This window comes from Nocardioides convexus (genome assembly GCF_011090295.1).
Map to the genome: position 1 here is coordinate 4,010,129 of NZ_JAAMYA010000001.1, position 18,866 is coordinate 4,028,994.

General features: G+C 72.7%; 23 protein-coding genes and 2 pseudogenes. 19 read left to right on the top strand and 6 right to left on the bottom strand.

The annotated features are described in order from the left end of the window. Positions 1–455 precede the first annotated feature (455 nt). Positions 456–2,048 (top strand): annotated as a pseudogene (guaA, locus tag G5V59_RS29855) (glutamine-hydrolyzing GMP synthase). 3 nt (positions 2,049–2,051) lie between these two features. Here guaA and G5V59_RS29860 read toward each other — a convergent pair. Beyond that, positions 2,052–2,771, bottom strand: coding sequence for a PaaX domain-containing protein, C- domain protein (locus G5V59_RS29860; RefSeq protein ID WP_278258878.1), 720 nt, complete (start codon positions 2,769–2,771; stop codon positions 2,052–2,054). A 102-nt stretch (positions 2,772–2,873) separates the two neighbouring features. On the opposite strand from G5V59_RS29860, the gene G5V59_RS29865 reads away from it, so the two are divergent. From G5V59_RS29865 to G5V59_RS29920, 12 genes are all read left to right on the top strand, one after another. Continuing rightward, complete coding sequence (locus G5V59_RS29865; RefSeq protein WP_278258879.1) at positions 2,874–3,275, top strand: SDR family NAD(P)-dependent oxidoreductase; 402 nt, start codon at positions 2,874–2,876, stop codon at positions 3,273–3,275. A 125-nt stretch (positions 3,276–3,400) separates the two neighbouring features. Beyond that, on the top strand, positions 3,401–3,715 hold the full coding sequence (locus G5V59_RS29870; RefSeq protein ID WP_278258880.1) for a hypothetical protein: 315 nt from the start codon (positions 3,401–3,403) through the stop codon (positions 3,713–3,715). Then, entirely contained in the window at positions 3,712–4,086 is a 375-nt protein-coding gene (locus G5V59_RS29875) for a hotdog fold thioesterase (protein ID WP_278258881.1), read from the top strand. Before G5V59_RS29870 ends, G5V59_RS29875 begins: the two co-directional genes overlap by 4 nt. A 73-nt stretch (positions 4,087–4,159) precedes the next feature. Beyond that, positions 4,160–4,384 carry a hypothetical protein gene (locus tag G5V59_RS29880; protein ID WP_278258882.1) on the top strand — a complete coding sequence of 75 codons (225 nt, stop codon included), beginning with the start codon at positions 4,160–4,162 and terminating at the stop codon, positions 4,382–4,384. Positions 4,385–4,387: 3 nt separating this feature from the next. Beyond that, positions 4,388–4,756: a pyridoxamine 5'-phosphate oxidase family protein gene (locus G5V59_RS29885; protein ID WP_278258883.1), complete on the top strand. Its 369-nt coding sequence runs from the start codon at positions 4,388–4,390 to the stop codon at positions 4,754–4,756. Further along, positions 4,720–5,574: a lamin tail domain-containing protein gene (locus G5V59_RS29890; protein WP_278258884.1), complete on the top strand. Its 855-nt coding sequence runs from the start codon at positions 4,720–4,722 to the stop codon at positions 5,572–5,574. Before G5V59_RS29885 ends, G5V59_RS29890 begins: the two co-directional genes overlap by 37 nt. Further along, complete coding sequence (locus G5V59_RS29895; protein ID WP_278258885.1) at positions 5,487–6,176, top strand: hypothetical protein; 690 nt, start codon at positions 5,487–5,489, stop codon at positions 6,174–6,176. Before G5V59_RS29890 ends, G5V59_RS29895 begins: the two co-directional genes overlap by 88 nt. 9 nt (positions 6,177–6,185) lie before the next feature. Further along, complete coding sequence (locus G5V59_RS29900; RefSeq protein ID WP_278258886.1) at positions 6,186–6,605, top strand: hypothetical protein; 420 nt, start codon at positions 6,186–6,188, stop codon at positions 6,603–6,605. 226 nt (positions 6,606–6,831) lie between these two features. After that, entirely contained in the window at positions 6,832–7,512 is a 681-nt protein-coding gene (locus G5V59_RS29905; protein ID WP_278258887.1) for a DUF1295 domain-containing protein, read from the top strand. Between the two features lie 7 nt (positions 7,513–7,519). Continuing rightward, positions 7,520–8,041 carry a hypothetical protein gene (locus G5V59_RS29910; protein WP_278258888.1) on the top strand — a complete coding sequence of 174 codons (522 nt, stop codon included), beginning with the start codon at positions 7,520–7,522 and terminating at the stop codon, positions 8,039–8,041. Continuing rightward, entirely contained in the window at positions 8,038–8,358 is a 321-nt protein-coding gene (locus G5V59_RS29915) for a hypothetical protein (protein WP_278258889.1), read from the top strand. Before G5V59_RS29910 ends, G5V59_RS29915 begins: the two co-directional genes overlap by 4 nt. 1 nt (position 8,359) lies before the next feature. Then, complete coding sequence (locus G5V59_RS29920) at positions 8,360–8,632, top strand: hypothetical protein (RefSeq protein WP_278258890.1); 273 nt, start codon at positions 8,360–8,362, stop codon at positions 8,630–8,632. Between the two features lie 58 nt (positions 8,633–8,690). Here G5V59_RS29920 and G5V59_RS38020 read toward each other — a convergent pair whose 3' ends face one another. The 3 genes from G5V59_RS38020 to G5V59_RS29935 form a co-directional block, all read right to left on the bottom strand. Beyond that, positions 8,691–8,771: a GPGG-motif small membrane protein gene (locus G5V59_RS38020; RefSeq protein ID WP_341351338.1), complete on the bottom strand. Its 81-nt coding sequence runs from the start codon at positions 8,769–8,771 to the stop codon at positions 8,691–8,693. Positions 8,772–8,909: 138 nt separating this feature from the next. Continuing rightward, positions 8,910–9,092 (bottom strand): hypothetical protein, encoded by a 183-nt coding sequence (locus G5V59_RS29930; RefSeq protein ID WP_278258891.1) that lies wholly within the window; start codon positions 9,090–9,092, stop codon positions 8,910–8,912. Between the two features lie 24 nt (positions 9,093–9,116). Next, positions 9,117–10,085 (bottom strand): ROK family protein, encoded by a 969-nt coding sequence (locus tag G5V59_RS29935; protein WP_278258892.1) that lies wholly within the window; start codon positions 10,083–10,085, stop codon positions 9,117–9,119. Between the two features lie 134 nt (positions 10,086–10,219). On the opposite strand from G5V59_RS29935, the gene G5V59_RS29940 reads away from it, so the two are divergent. From G5V59_RS29940 to G5V59_RS29955, 4 genes are all read left to right on the top strand, one after another. Continuing rightward, complete coding sequence (locus G5V59_RS29940; RefSeq protein ID WP_278258893.1) at positions 10,220–11,416, top strand: substrate-binding domain-containing protein; 1,197 nt, start codon at positions 10,220–10,222, stop codon at positions 11,414–11,416. 196 nt (positions 11,417–11,612) lie between these two features. After that, positions 11,613–13,316, top strand: a complete 1,704-nt coding sequence (locus tag G5V59_RS29945) for an ATP-binding cassette domain-containing protein (RefSeq protein ID WP_278258894.1) — start codon at positions 11,613–11,615, stop codon at positions 13,314–13,316. Continuing rightward, positions 13,199–13,768: an ABC transporter permease gene (locus tag G5V59_RS29950; RefSeq protein ID WP_278260151.1), complete on the top strand. Its 570-nt coding sequence runs from the start codon at positions 13,199–13,201 to the stop codon at positions 13,766–13,768. Before G5V59_RS29945 ends, G5V59_RS29950 begins: the two co-directional genes overlap by 118 nt. 1,099 nt (positions 13,769–14,867) lie before the next feature. Next, complete coding sequence (locus G5V59_RS29955) at positions 14,868–15,104, top strand: endonuclease/exonuclease/phosphatase family protein (protein ID WP_278258895.1); 237 nt, start codon at positions 14,868–14,870, stop codon at positions 15,102–15,104. 67 nt (positions 15,105–15,171) lie between these two features. Here G5V59_RS29955 and G5V59_RS38025 read toward each other — a convergent pair whose 3' ends face one another. Then, positions 15,172–15,537 carry a DUF5709 domain-containing protein gene (locus tag G5V59_RS38025; protein ID WP_341351067.1) on the bottom strand — a complete coding sequence of 122 codons (366 nt, stop codon included), beginning with the start codon at positions 15,535–15,537 and terminating at the stop codon, positions 15,172–15,174. Positions 15,538–15,732: 195 nt separating this feature from the next. Here G5V59_RS38025 and G5V59_RS29965 point away from each other — a divergent pair, with 195 nt between their 5' ends. Together G5V59_RS29965 and G5V59_RS29970 are read left to right on the top strand one after the other, a co-directional pair. Then, positions 15,733–16,089, top strand: a complete 357-nt coding sequence (locus G5V59_RS29965; protein ID WP_278258896.1) for a DUF4126 domain-containing protein — start codon at positions 15,733–15,735, stop codon at positions 16,087–16,089. Further along, positions 16,016–16,291, top strand: coding sequence for a DUF4126 domain-containing protein (locus G5V59_RS29970; RefSeq protein ID WP_278258897.1), 276 nt, complete (start codon positions 16,016–16,018; stop codon positions 16,289–16,291). Before G5V59_RS29965 ends, G5V59_RS29970 begins: the two co-directional genes overlap by 74 nt. Here G5V59_RS29970 and G5V59_RS29975 read toward each other — a convergent pair. After that, positions 16,267–18,810: pseudogene (locus G5V59_RS29975) on the bottom strand (bifunctional FO biosynthesis protein CofGH). The gene G5V59_RS29970 and the pseudogene G5V59_RS29975 overlap by 25 nt on opposite strands. Positions 18,811–18,866: the final 56 nt, after the last annotated feature.

The window sequence follows — 18,866 nt, forward strand, 5'->3', positions numbered from 1 at the left end:
GAACCGCACCACCGTGCTCAACGCGCTGCCCGTGCTCGCCGCGATGGCGCTGGGCTACCCGATGGTGGACCGGTGGCCCGAGCCGACCACGGTGGCCGGGCGGTCGCTGCTGCGCCTGCCCGCCCTGCGCCTGGCGGCCGTGGTCGTGGTGTCCGTGCCGGTCCAGGCTGGCCCTGGTCGCCGCCGGCTGGCGGGCCTCGGCCGCCGCCGTCGTGCTCGGCCTGGTCGGCGTCGCGGCGCTGGCGGTCGCGGCGCTGGGGCTGTGGTACTGGGTGCCCATGTTCGGGGTGCTCGTGGCGTGGGTGCAGGCTCCGCCCGGCGTACCTGGTGTCGTCGGCGGGACCGGCGTGGCTCGGCGGCTCGCTGGGGCTGCTCCTCGCCGGGGGCGCCGGCTACGTCGTGGTGGAGGCCCGGCGGGTGCGCCGCGAGGTCCGTGCGCTCGATACGATTCGCCCATGACGGTGCCCCAGGAGACCCATGCCGAGCACGACCTGGTCCTGGTGGTGGACTTCGGGGCGCAGTACGCGCAGGCTGATCGCCCGCAGGGTGCGCGAGGCGCGGGTGTACTCCGAGATCGTCCCGCACACGATGCCGATCGCCGACATGGTCGCCCGCGGGCCCAAGGCGATCATCCTCTCCGGCGGCCCGTCCTCGGTCTACGCGGACGGTGCGCCCGGCATCGACCCGGCGCTCTTCGACGCCGGCACCCCGGTCTTCGGCATGTGCTACGGCTTCCAGCCGATGGCCCAGGGCCTCGGCGGCACGGTCTCGGCCACCGGTGCCCGCGAGTACGGCCGCACCCAGGTGCACGTCGGCCGGGCCGGCACCCTGCTCGGCGGCATCCCGACCGAGCACAAGGTGTGGATGTCGCACGGCGATTCCGTCACCGCGGCCCCTGCTGGCTTCGAGGTGCTCGCCTCCACCGCCGGCACCCCCGTCGCCGCCTTCGAGAACGTCGACCGCGGCTTCGCCGGCGTCCAGTGGCACCCCGAGGTGCTGCACTCCGAGCACGGCCAGAAGGTGCTCGAGCACTTCCTGTGGGACATCGCCGGCTGCCGCCAGACCTGGACCATCGGCAACATCGCCGAGGAGCAGATCGAGCGGATCCGCGAGCAGGTCGGCCCCGACGGCCGCGCCATCTGCGGCCTGTCCGGTGGCGTCGACTCCGCGGTCGCCGCTGCCATCGTGCAGAAGGCCATCGGCGACCGCCTCACCTGTGTCTACGTCGACCACGGCCTTATGCGCCAGGGTGAGACCGAGCAGATCGAGCGCGACTTCGTCGCCTCCACCGGCGCCAAGCCTGGTGGTCGTCGACGCCGAGAAGCAGTTCCTCGACGCTCTCGCCGGGGTCTCCGACCCCGAGACCAAGCGCAAGATCATCGGCCGCGAGTTCATCCGCACCTTCGAGGCCGCCGAGACTCGACATCATCAAGGACGCCCCCGAGGGCACCAAGGTCGGCTTCCTGGTCCAAGGCACCCTCTACCCCGACGTCGTCGAGTCCGGTGGGGGAGCGGGCACCTCCAACATCAAGTCCCACCACAACGTCGGCGGCCTGCCCGAGGACCTCGAGTTCCAGGCTCGTCGAGCCGCTGCGCACCCTGTTCAAGGACGAGGTCCGCCTCGTCGGCGAGCAGGCTCGGCCTGCCGCCCGAGATCGTCTGGCGCCACCCGTTCCCCGGCCCCGGGCTCGGCATCCGGATCATCGGCGAGGTCACCCGCGAGCGTCTCGACATCCTGCGCGCCGCGGATGCGATCGCCCGCGCCGAGCCTGACCGCGGCGGGCCTGGACCGCGACATCTGGCAGTTCCCGGTGGTGCTCCTCGCCGACGTACGAAGCGTGGGGGTGCAGGGCGACGGCCGCACCTACGGCCACCCCGTCGTCCTCCGCCCGGTCACCTCCGAGGACGCGATGACCGCCGACTGGGCCCGGCTGCCCTACGACGTGCTGGAGCGGATCTCGACCCGGATCACCAACGAGGTGGCCGAGGTCAACCGGGTCACCGTCGACATCACCAGCAAGCCGCCGGGCACCATCGAGTGGGAGTGAGCCTCAACAGCCGCGCCGCACCTGGTTGATCCACGCCTTGTAGGCCACGTGCTCGGCACGGAGGCTCCTCGCCGGGCCAGTCGTCGGGCAGCAGCGCGGCGGGGAGCACGGGGTCGGTGAGCAGGTGGCGGCCCGAGGTCGCGCAGGCGGTGAAGCGCAGCACGGGGTCGTCGGTGTGCGTGGCGTCGAGCAGGTCCCGCGCCGTGCGCGCCCAGCCGTCGAGGTCCCACAGCCGGGCCGCGAGCCTGCGCCGGCTCGGCCTGGGGGCCGCCGGTGAACCGCTCGCACACCTCCTCGACCGCGGCGGGCCAGGTGAGGTCCAGGTTGGCCGGCCGGGTCCACACGCCCTCGCGCAGGCTCGGCGAGGCGCAGCCCGGTGAGGGTGGCGCGCAGGTCGGCGCGCTCGGCGGCGGTCCGCCCGGCCGTGGTGACCACCACGAGCTCCCACTCGCCGCCCCACGCGTGGCGCCGCGGGTGGGCCGCCTGCTCCTGGCGGCGCTGGCGCTCGAGCAGCCGGTCGGCGAGCCGGAAGCGCCCGTCCTCGTCGCGGACCACGTCACCCGCCGTGCTCATCCGGGAGAGGGCAACGCGGACGGTGGGCTCGGCGAAGCCGACGACGGCGGCCGCCGCGACCATCTCGCGGGTGGACAGGCTCGGGACCTCCGCGGCCAGCATCAGGGTGAGCAGGGCCGAGCGGGTCGTGACGGGCTTCAGGACGGGCATGGCACCGCGCATGTTACGACGATCGGACGGCTGGAGAAAAAGTGTTGTGACCTATGTCTAACACTCTTGGTTCGGTCGTCCGACTTGCGTAATAGTGCGGGCATGACGACGACCCCCACCGCCCGCCTCGCCGGGCGCACCCTGATGATGTCCGGCGGCAGCCGGGGCATCGGCCTGGCCATCGGGCTGGCCGCTGCACGGGAGGGCGCCAACGTCGTCCTGCTCGCCAAGACCGACGCCCCCGACCCGCGGCTGCCCGGCACGGTGCACACGGCCGCGGCCGAGATCGAGGCCGCGGGCGGCCGGGCGCTCGCGGTCGTCGGCGACGTCCGCGACGAGGCGTCGGTCGAGGAGGCCGTGGCGCGGGCCGTCGAGCGCTTCGGTGGCATCGACATCTGCGTCAACAACGCCTCGGCCATCGCGCTCGCCCCCACCGCGGAGCCTGCCGGTCAAACGCTTCGACCTGATGACCCAGATCCAGGCTCCGCGGGACCTACCTGCTGACCCGCGCCTGCCTGCCGCACCTGCGCGTCGGCACGAACCCGCACATCCTCTCGCTCAGCCCGCCGCTCAACCTCTCGCCCGAGTGGCTGGGCAAGCACCCGGCGTACACCCTGGCGAAGTACGGCATGTCCCTGCTCACCCTGGGCTGGGCGGCGGAGTACGCCGAGGACGGCGTCGCTGCCAACTGCCTGTGGCCCGAGACGCTCATCGCCACCGCCGCGGTCCAGAACCTGCTCGGCGGCGACGAGGCGGTCGCCCGGGCGCGCACCCCCGAGATCGTCGCCGACGCGGCGATCGAGATCCTCACCCGTCCCTCGCGCGAGCAGACCGGCGAGGCCCTGCTGGACGTGGACGTGCTGCGCCAGGCGGGCGTGAGCGACCTGTCGTCGTACGGCGACGGGGACGACCTGGAGCTCGACATCTTCGTGGACCCGCGATGAGCGCGCCGCGCCCCGACGCGTACGCCGCCCTGCTGGGCATCGACGTCACCGGGAACGGTGGAGGCCGGGCCACCGCCCGGGTCCGGGTGAGCGAGGACCACCTGAACCCGCACGGGACGGCGCACGGCTCGTTCCTGTTCTCCCTGGCCGGCGTCGCGCTCGCCGCGGCCGCCAACGACGACGAGCACTCGGGGGTCGTCAGCGCGGTGCACATCGACTACCTGAGCCCGGCGCGGGCCGGCGACGACCTGGTCGCGACCGCGGAGGTCGCCGAGCGGATGCCGAAGGAGGACCTCTTCGTGGTGCGGGTCTGCCGCGGCGAGGAGGTCGTCGCCCGCGCCGGGGGACGGGCCAACCGCCGCAAGCGCTGACGTCGCGCGCCGTATCCGCGCCCGGCGCAGGGGTACCCCGGAGGTCGGCACCGACCGACGACGAGGGAGACCCATGACCGCCGACGCCGAGCAGGACAAAGTCTGGTCGAGCCTGATGAGGGACATGCCGATCGGCATGCTCACGACCTTCGGGCCGGACGGTCCGCGCAGCGTGCCGATGGCGCGCCAGGAGGTCGACCCGAGCGCGGAGCCTGTGGTTCATCACGGCTCGCGACACCGCGCACGTGCGTGCGCTGGAGTCGGAGCCGACGGTCGCGCTGACGTTCTCGGCGCGTGACTCGTGGGTGGCGCTGCGCGGACGGGCGTCCGTGGTGGAGGACCAGGCGAAGGCTGGAGGAGCCTGTGGACCACCTTCGCCGAGGCGTGGATGCCCGAGGGCCCCGAGGACCCGAACGCCGTCCTGCTGCGCGTGGACGTCGAGGCGGGGGAGTACTGGGACACCCCGGGCGGCAAGGTCGCCTCGCTGATCAGCCTCGCCAAGACCAAGGCTCACCGGCGAGACCTACGACGCCGACCACGGCACCGTGACGCCCTGACCCGACACCCGCGCGTCAGCGACCCGCGGACCCGTCCTTCACCTGCCGTTCGCCGAGGGCCAGGACGCTCCCGGCCATGTCACTTCACTCTCGGGCGCGCCTCGCGGCGCTGACCGCCCTGCCCGCACTCACCGCCGCCCTCGGCCTGCCGCTGCTCACCGCGCCGGCGAGCGCCGCCGCGAGCGAGGTCCACATCAACGAGGTCGAGTCGAACGGCGACAGCGCCGGGGACTGGGTCGAGATCCTCAACACCGGCACGACCGCCGTGGACGTCTCCGGCTGGGGCGTCCTCGACGACGACTCCTCGCACACGCCGGCGCGGATCCCGAGTGGGACGGTGCTGCAGCCGGGCGCCTACTACGTGGTGACCGTGGAGCCCGGCTTCGGGCTCGGTGCGGCCGACCAGGCGCGGCTGCTGACCGGCGCGGGCACGGTGGTCGACTCCACCAGCCTGGAGCGCGCACGCGAGCACGACCTGGGGCCGCTGCCCCAACGGCACCGGCGCCTTCGCCACCACGCAGGCGGCGACCAAGGGTGGCGCCAACCAGTGCGCCGTCGCCACCCAGGCGTGGCCGGGTGGCGGCAGCGTCGCGACGGCCGACGGGACCAACGTCTTCGGCAGCGACCTGAGCGGGCTGGCCTACGACGGCACCGGCACCCTGTGGGGTGCGCAGAACAGCGGCAAGCTTGTGGCGCCTGGTGCCGAACGGCTCCGGAGGCTGGAAGCCGGACACCACCTCGGGCTGGACCAGCGGCAAGAGCGTGCGGTTCCCGGGCGGCAGCGGCAGCCCCGACGCGGAGGCGGTCGCGGTCACCGGTGCCGGCGCGTCGGCGGGGGTGTTCGTGGGGAGCGAGCGCGACGGCTCGGCCAGCGGCACCAGCCGCCTCTCCGTCCTGCGGTACGACGTCAGCGGCTCCGCCACGAGCCTGAGCGCCACCCGCGAGTGGAACCTCACCGCGGACCTCCCGGCGGTCTCCGCCAACGGCGGCATCGAGGCGCTGACCTTCGTGCCGGACGCGGCCCTGACGGCGGCCGGGTTCCGGACGAGCACGGGGGCGACGTACGACCCGGCGAGCCTATCCGGCGCACTTCGGCGGGATCTTCCTCGTCGGCATCGAGACCGGCGGAGCGGTGCACGGCTACGTGCTGAACGAGGCGGGCGGCTTCACCAGGCTCACCTCCTTCGCGAGCGGCCTCGCGGGGGTGATGGACCTGGAGTGGGAGCCTGCGCTGGGCACCCTGTGGGCGGTCTGCGACGACACCTGCTCGGGCAAGGCAGCCACCTTCAAGGTCGCCCCCACCGGAGCCTTCACCGCGGCCGCGGTCTACGACCGCCCGAGCGGGATGCCGAACTACAACAACGAGGGCTTCGCGATCGCGCCGCAGAGCACCTGCGCGAGCGACCGCAAGCCGGTGGTGTGGGCCGACGACGGCAACGACGGCAGCCACGCGCTGCGCACCGGCACGGTGTCCTGCTCGGGGCGCTGAATCGCCTGGCCGCGGCGGCGAGTGAGAGGACCGTGCCGGGGTAACGCCCGGTGATGGACACCGAACAAGTCATCTGGCTCGTCGTCGCGGTCGTGGTCGTCCTCGCGGTGCTCGCGCTCGCCGCGAGCCTGTTGAGCCGCAGGCGCAAGCGCGACGAGGAGCACCGGCGGGTGCGGGCCGCCGAGCCTGCGCGTCGAGGCGGAGCAGCACGCCCGGTCCCTGCCGGACGCCGAGATCGCAGCCCGGGAGCAGCGGCTGGAGGCCGAGCGCCTGCGGGTCGAGGCCGAGCGGGCGCAGGAGCGTGCCACGGAGGCCGAGACGGGCTACCTCCAGCAGGCGGCCCAGCGCGAGGACCGGCTGCGCGAGGCCGAGCGGATCGACCCCGACGGCACCGGCGGTGCGCACCGCCGGGACGGCTGAGGCGGTGGTGGTGGTGCTCGCGGCCAAGTAGTCGCGAAGGCTCCCCAAACTAGAACACGTTCCAGTACGCTCCCGGGATGAGCAAGACCGCGTCCCTGGCCCGGGTCGGGCTGGTGTACCTGATCGCGTTCGGTGCCGCCACGGCGTACCTCCTCGCCGGTCCCGACACCGGTCACCTCTGGCTGGACGGGCTCCTCGCCGACCTCCTCGCGACGTTCGTGGTGTTCGCCGGTAGCCGCACGCTGCGCAACTCCAGCCTGCTACGACCCGTACTGGAGCGTGCTCCCGCCGTTCCTGGTGGTGTTCTGGCTCCTCGCCGGGCGCGGCCTCGACGGCGTCGACGACGGCCGCGCGGTGCTGCTGATGATCGTCGTGCTCGTGTGGGCCGTCCGGCTCACCGGCAACTGGCTGCACGACTGGCCCGGCCTGCACCACGAGGACTTCCGCTACGCACCCTTGCGCGAGGGTGCGGGCCGGTTCGGCATCGTCGCCGACCTCGTGGCGATCCACCTGGTGCCGACGCTCATCGTCTTCCTCGGCCTCGTGCCGGCGTACGCCGTGCTGGCGCGCCCCGGCGAACCGCTCGGCTGGCTCGACGTGGTCGCGACGGTCGTCGGCATCGGTGCCCCCGTCCTGCAGTACGTCGCCGACGCGCAGATGCGGGCCTTCATCAAGGTGCGTCAGCCCGGGCAGGCCATGGAGAGCGGGCTGTGGTCGTGGTCGCGGCACCCGAACTACTTCGGCGAGATCGCCTTCTGGTGGTCGCTCGCGCTGTTCGGCATCGCGGGCGCACCGGAGGACTGGTGGTGGCTGGTCGTCGGCGGGGTCGCGATGACGGCGATGTTCCAGGGCGCCAGCATCCCGATGATGGAGAAGCGCAGCCTGGAGCGGCGCCCGGCGTACCAGGACGTGATCGACCGGGTGCCGCGGCTGGTCCCGCGTCCTCCCCGCCGGGCGTGAGGCGGCCGTGAGCCGTCCCCGCGTCGTGGTCGCCGGGCTCGGCGACAGCGGTCTGCTGACCGCGATCCGCCTGGCCCGTGCCGACGTCGAGGTGGTCGGCGTGTCCAGCAAGCCCGGCCTGGTCAGTGGCCAGGAGACCGGCCTGCGGCTGGCCCGGCCCGACGACTGGTCGCGCGACTACCGGATCGGCTTCGACCGCTTCCGCCGCCTCGACGCCGCTCGCGTGGTGCACGCCGAGCCTGACCGGTCTGGACCTCCAGGCGCGCAAGATCGTCACCACCACGCCCGATCCTCAGGACATCCCCTACGACGTCCTGGTGATCGCCACCGGCGTCAGCAACGGCTTCTGGCGCCGTCCGGCCTTCCAGACCGACGCGGATGTCTCGACCGCGCTCGCGAGCGACCACGCGCGGCTCGCCGCGGCGGACTCCGTGCTGGTCGTCGGCGGGGGTGCGGCGGCGGTGAGCACCGCCCTGCAGGTCGCGACCCGGTGGCCCGACCGGGCCGTGACGCTGGCGTTCCCGGGTGAGCGGGCGCTGCCGCGGCACCACCCCCGGGTGTGGTCGGTCGCCCGTCGCAGACTGCTCCGGGCGGGTGTCGAGTCTGTTGCCCGGCCACCGTGCGCGCCTCGCGCCGGGCTTCGTCCCCGACGCGATCACCACCGGCCCGGTGGAGTGGTCCTCCGGCGAGCCGGCGACGCCCGCGGACGCGGTGGTGTGGGCGATCGGGCGGGTCCGGCCGAACACCGGCTGGCTGCCCCCGCAGGCTGCTCGACGCGGACGGCTTCGTCCGGGTCGGCCCCACGCTCGAGGTGCCCGGGGCGCCCGGCGTCTTCGCGATCGGTGACGTGGCCGCCACCGACCCGCTGCGCACCTCGGCGCGCAACCGGGCCGACGGGCTGCTCGCCCGCAACGTCATCGCCCACCTCGCGGGGCGGCCGCTGGCGTCGTACCGGGGGCGGGAGACGCGGTGGGGCTCGGTGCTCGGCCCGGAGCAGGACGGGCTGCGGGTGTTCGCGCCCTCGGGTCACCCGTTCCGCTTCCCCGCGTGGTCGGTACGACGGGTGCTGCAGCCGTGGGTCGTGCGGCGCGGGATCTACCGCGGCGTTCGCCGAGGCTGAGAACCACGACGCGGCGTGCCCCTGCGCGAGGGGCACGCCGCGAGGTGGACAGGGTGCGTCAGGTGAAGAGGCTGACGCCGCCCGGGCCGACCAGCAGGCCCACCACGATGAGCACGATCCCCCACAGGAGGCTCGCCACGAACGAGGCTCACGATCCCCGACACGACGAGGATGACGGCCAGGATCCACAAGATGAGTGACATTGTTTCCCTCCAGATTCGTTCGGGCCCTCCGGCCCGGATCACTGGTACCCCGGCATCCGCGGCGTAGACGGGGGTCAGGCCGGCGTACGCAGGTCGGTGCCGTCGGAGGCGAGCAGCACCGCACCGACCAGGCTCGCCCGCTCGCCGAACTCGCTCGCGCGCAGCGGCGTGCTCGTGGCCGAGTCCAGGGCGTGGCGGCGCAGGCCCACCCGGGCCGGCTCCAGGAGGTGGTCGCCGGCCTTGGCGAGGCTCGCCACCGATGATCACGATCTCGGGGTTGATCAGGTTGACGATCGTCGCGATCGCCCAGCCCAGGTGCAGACCGGCGTCCTCGAGCGCACGCCGTGCGGCGCCGTTGCCGCTCGCCGCCGCCTCGACGACCTCGTCGAAGGTCGCGCCGGGCAGCCTGGTCGGCGAGCATCTCGGTGACGACGGTGGTCGAGTTCGTAGGCCTCCAGGCAGCCACGGCTGCCGCACCGGCACAGCGGGCCCTGGTCGTCGAGGGTCAGGTGGCCGATCTCGCCGGCCGTGCCGTGCGCGCCGTGGAACACCCGGTCGTCGAGGATCAGCCCGGCGCCGACGCCGGAGGAAACCTTGACGAACACGGCGTGCCGCGCGCCCCGGGCGACCCCGGCGCGGTGCTCGGCGAGAGCGCCGAGGTTGGCGTCGTTCTCGACCAGGGCGGGTACGCCGAACACGCTGGTCGCCAGCGAGCGGGCATCGGTGTCGTCCCAGCCGGGGAAGATCGCCGGCGTCCCGATGGTGTCGTGGATGACCGGCGCCGGCAGGCCGAGCCCGACGGTGCGCACCTCGGTGAGGTCGGGGTGCAGCCGCTCGGCGACCTCGCGTGCCTTCCGCAGGGCGTCGGGAGGCGGCAGCGGGGTCCGCACCGGGAGGCGCTCCTCGGTGATCACGTTGCCGGTCAGGTCGCCGACGGCGACCGAGAGGTGCGAGTGGCCGAAGTCGATGCCGAGCACGACCCCCACGCTCCCGGAGAGTCGCACGGAGGAGCCACGGCGCCCGGCACCGGCGGTCGCGTCGACCAGACCGCGGGCGGAGAGGTCGCGCACGATGTTGGAGACGGTGGCCCGGGCCAGGCCGGTCGCCCGGGCGATGTCGGCCTGCGTGTGCGGCACGTGGCCGTCCCCGTCGGCGTCGCCCGGCTGCCGCAGCACGTCGAGGACGCGCTGCTCGTTCGCCGACCGCAGCGCGCCGGCGGACCGGGCGGGCTGCGCATCGGGGTCGCTCATGGGGAGCACCCTGCCCGTCGTACCTAAGAATGGTCAAGTGCCATCCATTAATCGCTGTCAGAACCGAGATCGAGCGATTTTGTGTTCAAGTCTTGACCATTAACGTGTGAGCCACGACACTCGGAGTCGCAACGATGCTCGCCTTCGAGCTCCTGAAATGCCTCGCCGAGGAGGAACATGTCCATCCAGATCCGCCGTCCCGCGGTCAGCCTGATCGCGGCCCTGACGGCCGCCGCCAGCCTCGCCGCGTGTGGGGGCAACGACGACAGCAGCAACGACGGCGGTTCGGGCTCCGCCAAGGTGACCGCCGCCTGCAAAGCCTGGACAACCCGCCGCAGAGCGGTGCGGCCGCCCCGACCGACCTGAACCTGGGCAAGGCCTCCGGCAAGGTCGGCGTGATCCTGCCCGACACGACCTCGTCGACGCGCTACGAGCTCTACGACAAGCCGCTGCTCGGCAAGGCCCTCAAGGAGGCCGGCATCCAGGCCGACATCCAGAACGCCCAGGGCTCGGTGCAGAAGTTCGCCTCGATCGCGCAGAACATGATCGGCGACGGTGTCGACGTCCTCATCATCGACTCCATCGACGCCGCCTCCGGTGCGAGCGTGGAGAAGCAGGCCGCGGCCGCGGGCGTGAAGGTCATCGACTACGACCGGGTCAACCTCGGCGGCTCGGCGCCGTACTACGTGTCCTTCGACAACGAGGACGTCGGCAAGCTCCAGGCGCAGACGATGCTGGACTGCCTGGACCAGCAGGACGTGAAGAACCCGAAGGTCATCATCATGAACGGCGGCACGGACGTCGACAACAACGCCGTGCTCTTCTCCAAGGGCGCGCACACCGTGCTCGACCCGCTGAAGAAGGACGGCAAGGTCGACATCGTCGGCGAGCAGACCGTCCTCGGCTGGAAGAACGAGAACGCCCCGCAGCCGTTCGCCCAGACGCTGACCTCCGCCGACGGCGTGGTCGAGGGCGTGGTCGCGGCCAACGACGGCATCGCGAACGCGATCATCGGCGGCCCGCTGACGGACAACGGTCTCGCCGGCCACGTCGTGATCACCGGTCAGGACGCCTCCGTCGAGGGCCTGCAGAACGTCATCACCGGCAAGCAGAGCATGACGATCTTCAAGGACGTCAGCCTGGAGGCGCAGGCCGCCGCCCAGACTCGCGATCGCACTGATCCAGGGCAAGGACCCGTCGTCGGTCGGCCTGAAGCTCGTCCGACTTCGCCGACCCGGAGAGCCCGGCTCACAAGATCCAGGCGCTGCTCCTGCCGGCCCAGGTCATCACCCAGGCCAACGTCAAGGACGTCGTCGACGCCGGCGCCCTGACCACGGCGGAGCCTCTGCAAGAACATCGAGGACGCCTGCGCCAAGGCTCGGCCTGTCCTGATCCCGTCCGTGGCGGTGGCCGGCTCGACCGGCCACCGCCACGGCGCTGCTCGCCCGCACCTCGTAGACCCGAACGGACCCTCGTGACCTCACCGATCCTGCAGATCAGCAAAGCCTGAACAAGAGCTTCGGCCCCGTGCACGTCCTGCGCGACGTGGATCTGGCCGTCTATCCCGGCGAGGTCACCGCCCTCGTCGGCGACAACGGCGCCGGCAAGTCGACGCTGGTGAAGTGCATCGCCGGCATCCACGGCATCGACTCGGGCGAGGTCACCTTCGAGGGCGTCCCGGTCAGCCTCGACGACCCGCGGGTCGCGACCGGGCTCGGCATCGAGTTCGTCTACCAGGACCTCGCGCTGGCCGACAACCTCGACATCACCCAGAACATGTTCCTCGGCCGCGAGATCCGCCGCCTCGGCGCCTTCCTCGCCGACGGGGAGATGGAGAAGAAGGCCCGCGAGACCCTGGAGGGCCTGTCCGTGCGGACCGTCTCCTCGGTCCGTCAGAAGGTCGCCAGCCTCTCCGGCGGCCAGCGCCAGACGGTCGCCATCGCCAAGGCCGTGCTGTGGAACAGCAAGGTCGTCGTCCTCGACGAGCCGACCGCGGCGCTCGGCGTCGCCCAGACCCGCCAGGTGCTCGACCTGGTCCGCCGCCTCGCCGACCAGGGCCGCGGCGTCGTCCTCATCTCGCACAACATGAACGACGTCATGGAGGTCGCCGACCGGGTGGTGGCCCTCTACCTCGGGCAGGTCGCCGCGGAGGTCAAGACCAGCGAGAGCAGCACCACCCAGATCGTCGAGCCTGATCACCGCCGGCCGCAGCGGCGACATCGGGCTCGCGCCGGCCGTCGCGAACGAGAGCATCTGAGGAGCCGAGATGACCACCTCGCCCACCACCGGCCCCGCGACCCAGCAGCGCGGCGGCTTCTCCCTCGACGTCGAGGAGCGCTCCATCGGCAACGCCTTCCGGGACTGGATCGGGCGGCTGCGCTCGGGCGACCCGGGTGCGCTGCCGAGCGTGCTCGGCCTCGTCGTGCTGACGCTGATCTTCATGCAGGTCAGCGACAAGTTCCTCGGCCGCTACAACATCGGCAACCTGCCCGGGCAGGGCGCCTACATCGCCGTGATCGCGATGGGGCTGGTGTTCGTGCTCCTGCTCGGCGAGATCGACCTGTCCGCCGGTACGGCGGGCGGAGCGGCGGCCGGCATCGCCGCTGTCGGGATCTTCCACGGCCAGTCTGCACGGCCAGGCTCCCCGACTTCATGTACTGGTCGCTCGTGGTCGGCCTCGCGCTCGCCACCGCGCTCGCCGCCTGGCTCAAGGCCTGGACCGGGGCGGTGGTCGTCGCGCTCGGCTTCGTGCTGGTGGTCACCAACCTGACCCAGCACCTCGTGCCCGGCCTGATCGCGGCGGTCTGCATCGGCGCCGCGGTCGGCACCCTCAACGGCTACCTCGTCGCGAAGGTCGGCATCCCGAGCCTCGTGGTCACCCTGGCGCTCTTCCTCGCCTGGCAGGGCGTCGTCCAGTTCGCGCTGCAGGGCCAGCCGATCAACGTCTCGCAGTTCCAGGCTGTGGCACGACCTCACCTACGGCACGCTCAGCGTGACGTGGAGCCTGGGTCTTCGTCATCGTCGTCGTCGCGGGCTACGTCGCCTACACCGTGCTGGAGTCGCTGCGGGCCAAGCGGGCCGGCCTGGCCCGTGACGCGCTCAGCCTGGTGCTGCTGCGCGGCGGCGCGCTCGCGCTCGCCGGCCTCGTCATCACCGCGCTCGCCAGCGGCAACCGGAGCCTCAACCCGTACCGCACCATCCAGGGCATCCCGATCGCCGCCGTCGTGGTGATCACCTTGATGATCGCCTGCACCCTGCTGCTGTCGAAGACCACCTGGGGACGCCACCTGTACGCCACCGGCGGCAACGAGGAGGCTGCGCGCCGCGCCGGCATCGACGTGGTGCACATGAAGGTCACCGCCTTCATCCTGTGCTCGGCCTTCGGCGCCTTCGGCGTGATCATGCTGGTGTCCTTCCAGTCCTCGGCCTCGCTCGACCTCGGTGGCGGCAACACGCTGCTGTTCTCGGTCGCGGCGGCGGTGATCGGCGGCACGTCCCTCTTCGGTGGCCGCGGCAAGCCGCGCGACGCCGTGATCGGCGCGCTGGTGATCGTGATCATCCCGAACGGGCTGCTGCTGCGCCCGAGCCTGGACCCGCAGTGGCAGCAGGTGGCGACCGGCGTCGTCCTGCTGCTCGCGGCGGCGGTGGACGCCATCTCGCGGAGGCGGGCCCGGACCCGCTGACGGGCGTCGCGCTGACGGCGTTCACCGAGTCTTCACCGCCGCACGGGGTGCATTGCGTCGGACCCTGCGCCTAGGGTCGGTCGGGTCCCGCATCCCTGCTCGGAGGAACGCTCGTGCGACGTCTGCTGACCGTCCTGCTCACCCTGGCCGTCCTGGCTCCGCTCGGCGCGCTGCTGGCGCCGGCCGACGCGCACCCGCCCGGTGGGCACGGCCACCGCGAGCCGGTCCGGTTCGCGACCTTCAACGCCTCGCTCAACCGCGGCGCGCAAGGGGAGCCTGGTCGCCGACCTGTCCACCCCCGGCGACCCGCAGGCGAGCAATGTCGCCGAGACCATCCAGCGGGTCGACCCGGACGTGGTGCTGATCAACGAGTTCGACTACGACCCGCGCGCGGTCGACCTCTTCCGGCGCAACTACCTCGAGGTCGGCCACCACGGCGCGGCGCCGGTGCGCTACCCCTACGCCTTCGTCGCGCCGTCCAACACCGGTGTGCCCAGCGGCTTCGACCTCAACAACGACGGCAAGGTCGCCGGTGGGGACGACGCCTTCGGCTTCGGGCTGTTCCCGGGGCAGTACGGCCTGGTCGTCTACTCCAAGTACCCCATCGACACCCGCGCCGCGCGGACCTTCCAGACCTTCCGCTGGAAGGACATGCCCGGTGCCCTGCTGCCCGACGACCCGGCCACCTCCGCGCCCCGCGACTGGTACTCACCCGCCGAGCAGGCGGTCCTCCGGCTCTCCTCCAAGTCGCACTGGGACCTGCCGATCCGGCTGCCCGGGCGCACCGTGCACTTCCTCGTCTCGCACCCGACGCCGCCGACCTTCGACGGCCCGGAGGACCGCAACGGCACCCGCAACCACGACGAGATCCGGTTCTGGGCCGACTACGTCGCCGGGCCGGCCCGCAGCCGCTACATCTACGACGACGCCGGCCGCCGAGGCGGCCTGCGCCCCGGGGCCGGCTTCGTGATCGCCGGCGACATGAACGCCGACCCGAACGACGGCGACTCCGTCGACCACGCCGCGCGCCAGCCTGCTCGACAGCCCGCAGATCGACAGCCGGCTGCCCCCGTCCTCGGCCGGCGCGCCCGAGGCCGCCGTGCTGCAGGGCGGCGCGAACCTCGCCCAGACCGGCGACCCCCGTCTCGACACCGCCGACTTCGCCGACAGCACGCCCGGCAACCTCCGGGTCGACTACGTCCTGCCCTCGCGCCGGCTCCGGCCCGTCGGGGGCGGGGTGTTCTGGCCGGCGACCACCGACCCGCTCTACCGGCTCACCGGGGCCTACCCGTTCCCGACCTCCGACCACCGGATGGTGTGGCTCGACGTGCGCTGACGCGAGAGGGCGGGTGCGCGGATCTCCGCACACCCGCCCCGCAGTGTCCGTCAGGGCCCGGACGGGCTCAGTCGGCCCCGGTCCCGTCCTCGGGGACGACGTGCATGGCCGCCTCCTCCGCGCTGGCCCCGGCGCCGTCGATCCCGACGTCCTCGGCGACCAGGCTCTTCTCGGTGTCCTCGCCCAGACCCTCGTCCGGCGCGACCAGGCGTCCGGCGCGGTCGTCGCCGACGTCCACGCCCTCCTCCTCGGCGTCGTGCGGGAGCCCGTCCTCGTCGAGCTCCTCCGCCAACGGGTCGGGCTCGGGGACCTCCTCGGCGAGCCGGTCGTCGAGCGGGCGGTCATGGGTCTGCTCCCAGTGCGTGGTGCCGTACTTCTGCGCGGGGGAGTACTTCTCCGGCGGGGAGTAGCCGCGGTCGAGCTCGTCCTCCACGTCGTCACCGACCAGGGTGTCCTCCGGCTGGAGCCTGGTCCTCGTCGTCGACGCTGTAGCCCTCGTAGGTCTCGGGATCGTTGTTGGTCATGCGCCTGCAGTACCCGAAGGTGCGTTCGTCCTACGCTGTCGGCGTGGAGTCACTCGCCCTCGCCTTCTCCTCGGGCTGGGCCAGCGGGATCAACAGCCTATCTCGTGGTCCTCGTCCTGGGTCTGGCCGACCGTGTCGGCACCTTCCCCCAGGTCCCTGACGTGCTCGGCCGGTGGGAGGTGCTGGCCGTGGCCGCAGTCCTCTACGCCTTCGAGTTCGTCGCCGACAAGATCCCGTACGTCGACTCCGTGTGGGACGTCGTGTCCACCGCGATCCGGCCGGTCGTCGGCGGGGTGGTCGGCGTGCTCATCGCAGGCGACTCCACCTCGCTGAACGAGCCTGGTGGGCGGGGTCGTCGGCGGGGGCAGCGCCTTCGCGTCGCACTCGGTGAAGACCGGCACCCGGATGGCGGTCAACACCGTGCCGGAGCCGTTCACCAACATCGGGATCAGTCTCGGTGAGGACGCCGCCGTGCTCGCGGTGGTGTGGTTCGCGGTGGAGCACCCGGTCGCGGCCGCCGGGGTGGCGCTGGTCCTGCTCGTGGCGGGGCTGGCGGTGCTGTGGCTCGCCTGGCGACTGGTACGGCGCGGCTGGGCCCGCCTGCAGGCGTGGCGCGCGCGTCGTACCGCCGCCGCGGGTCAGTCCCGCGCGGGCAGCCCGTAGAGCGTCGTCCGCTCGCGCACCGGGCGGTCGATGCCCGCGCCGATCTCGACCAGGCTCGGCGACGGTCTTGGCCGAGCCGTGCTCGGAGCCGGCCATCCGCGAGATGGTCTCCTCCATCAGCGTGCCGCCGAGGTCGTTGGCGCCGGCGCTCAGCATCGCCCGGGTGCCCTCGACGCCGAGCCTTGACCCAGACTGGTCTGGATGTTCGCGATCCGTCCGTGCAGCAGGATCCGCGCCATCGCGTGCACGGCGAGGTTGTCGCGCAGGCTCGGCCCGGGCCGGGCGACACCGGCGAGGTAGATCGGCGCGCTGGTGTGCACGAAGGGCAGCGGCACGAACTCGGTGAACCCGGTGCCGCCGTTGTCCAGGGCTCGGTCCTGGATGCCCTTGAGGACGTTGAGGTGGCCGACCCAGTGCCGGGGGTTGTCGACGTGGCCGTACATCATCGTGCTCGTCGTCGGCAGCCCGATCCGGTGCGCGGTGGAGACGATCTCGACCCAGGTGCGGGTCGGCAGGCTTGCCCTTGGTGAGCACCCAGCGGACCTCGTCGTCGAGGATCTCGGCCGCGGTGCCGGGCAGCGAGCCGAGTCCGGCCTCGCGCGCCTTGATCAGGAAGTCCTCGATGGACAGCCCCGTGCGGGCGGTGCCGTTGACGACCTCCATCGGCGAGAAGGCGTGCACGTGCATGCCGGGGACGCGCTTCTTCACCGCGGCGGCGATGTCGAAGTACGCCGACGCGGGCAGGCTCCGGGTCGATGCCACCCTGCATGCAGACCTCGGTGGCACCGAGGTCCCACGCCTCCTGGGCGCGGTCGGCGACCTCGTCGTAGGACAGCGAGTAGGCGTCGGCGTCGGTCTTGCGCTGGGCGAAGGCGCAGAAGCGGCAGCCGACGTAGCAGACGTTGGTGAAGTTGATGTTCCGGTTGACGACGTAGGTGACGTCGTCGCCGACCGCCTCGCGGCGCAGGCTCGTCGGCCAGCCGTACGACGGAGCGGAGCAGGTCGCCCTCGGCGGTCATCAGGGTCAGCGCGTGCTCGTCGGACAGGTTGCCGGGGTCGGCCTCCGCCGCGCGCAGGGCGTCGCCGCCCTCGGCGTGCAGCACGGCGGGGGCGCCGGTGACGGCAGCGGCCTCGCCGACGGCGCCCCAGTCGCCGTAGACGGAGCCGAAGTCGCTGCGCCGGTCCTCGGTGCGGCCCTCGGTGTCGACGGCGGCGAAGAGGTCGGTCCGGCCGGCGGACTCCAGGACCACGTCCGGCTCCTGCCAGGGCAGCCCGGCCGGCTTCACGCCGGGGACGGCCAGGCCGTCCGGTCCGGCCAGGGCGCGCACGTGGGCGTGCAGCCGGGGGTCGATCCAGGCCTGACCGTCGCGGAGCGCGCCGACGACGTACTCGGGGTGGACGGTGAGCCGTGCGCGCAGGTCGAAGCCGCAGGTCGCGGTGATCGAGCGGAGCCGGTCGAGCGAGGGCCACGGCCGCTCGGGGTTGACGTGGTCGGGCGTGAGCGGGGAGACGCCGCCCCAGTCGTCGACTCCGGCCTCGAGCAGCGCGCGGCACTCCGCGAGGTCGACGAGGTTGGGTGGCGCCTGGATCCGCGCCTTGGGGCCGAGGACGAGCCGGGTGACGGCGATGGCGGCGCGGTACTCGGCCAGGTCGAGGTCGTCGACGTGGCGCATCGCGGTGTCCGGCTTGGCGCGGAAGTTCTGGACGATGACCTCCTGCACCGCGCCGTAGGCCCGGGCGTTGGCGCGCAGCGCGAAGATCGTCTCCGCGCGCTCGGCCAGCGTCTCGCCGATCCCGACGAGCAGGCCGGTGGTGAACGGGATGCCGTGCCGGCCGGCGTCCTCCAGCACCCGCAGCCGGACCTCGGGGTCCTTGTCGGGGGAGCCGAAGTGGGCCAGGCCCTTGGTCTCGAAGAGCCGACGTGAGGTGGTCTCGAGCATCATCCCCATCGAGGGCGAGACCGGCTTGAGCCGGTTCAGGCTCCTCCCACGACATCACGCCGGGGTTGAGGTGCGGCAGCAGGCCGGTCTCCTCCAGCACCCGGATCGCCATCGCCCGGATGTAGGCCAGCGTCGAGTCGTAGCCCTGCTCGTCGAGCCACGCCTGGGCCTCGGGCCAGCGCTCCTCGGGCCGGTCCCCGAGGGTGAACAGCGCCTCCAGGCAGCCCAGGCTCCGCGCCCTGGCGGGCGATGTCGAGGATCTCGTCGGGCGAGAGGTACGGCGCACGGCCCTCCCGGGCGGCCTGTGCCGGCGTCTCCACGAACGTGCAGTAGTGGCACCGGTCCCGGCACAGCCTTGGTGACCGGGATGAACACCTTGGGGGAGTAGGTCACCACGCCGGGACGCCCGGCGGCGGCCAGCCCGGCGTCGCGGACCTTCGCGGCAGCGGCCGCGAGCCGGTCGAGGTCGGCGCCGGTCGCGGCCAGCAGGACCTCCGCCTCCGTCACGTCGAGGGCCGCTCCGCGCTCGGCGCGTGCGAGCGCCCGGCGGATCTGCTGGGGAGTCGGGCCATCGGTCATGACAGTGCTCACGGTACTGGATCCCTCCCCAAACTAGAACGTGTTCCACCCTGCGG

What these genes read in the sequence shown, in the direction of transcription:
- G5V59_RS29860 (WP_278258878.1), bottom strand. Translation starts at nt 2,771, where the DNA reads ATGCCCGTCCTGAAGCCCGTCACGACCCGCTCGGCCCTGCTCACCCTG.
- G5V59_RS29865 (WP_278258879.1), top strand. Translation starts at nt 2,874, where the DNA reads ATGACGACGACCCCCACCGCCCGCCTCGCCGGGCGCACCCTGATGATG.
- G5V59_RS29870 (WP_278258880.1), top strand. Translation starts at nt 3,401, where the DNA reads ATGTCCCTGCTCACCCTGGGCTGGGCGGCGGAGTACGCCGAGGACGGC.
- G5V59_RS29875 (WP_278258881.1), top strand. Translation starts at nt 3,712, where the DNA reads ATGAGCGCGCCGCGCCCCGACGCGTACGCCGCCCTGCTGGGCATCGAC.
- G5V59_RS29880 (WP_278258882.1), top strand. Translation starts at nt 4,160, where the DNA reads ATGACCGCCGACGCCGAGCAGGACAAAGTCTGGTCGAGCCTGATGAGG.
- G5V59_RS29890 (WP_278258884.1), top strand. Translation starts at nt 4,720, where the DNA reads ATGTCACTTCACTCTCGGGCGCGCCTCGCGGCGCTGACCGCCCTGCCC.
- G5V59_RS29900 (WP_278258886.1), top strand. Translation starts at nt 6,186, where the DNA reads ATGGACACCGAACAAGTCATCTGGCTCGTCGTCGCGGTCGTGGTCGTC.
- G5V59_RS29935 (WP_278258892.1), bottom strand. Translation starts at nt 10,085, where the DNA reads ATGAGCGACCCCGATGCGCAGCCCGCCCGGTCCGCCGGCGCGCTGCGG.
- G5V59_RS29940 (WP_278258893.1), top strand. Translation starts at nt 10,220, where the DNA reads ATGCTCGCCTTCGAGCTCCTGAAATGCCTCGCCGAGGAGGAACATGTC.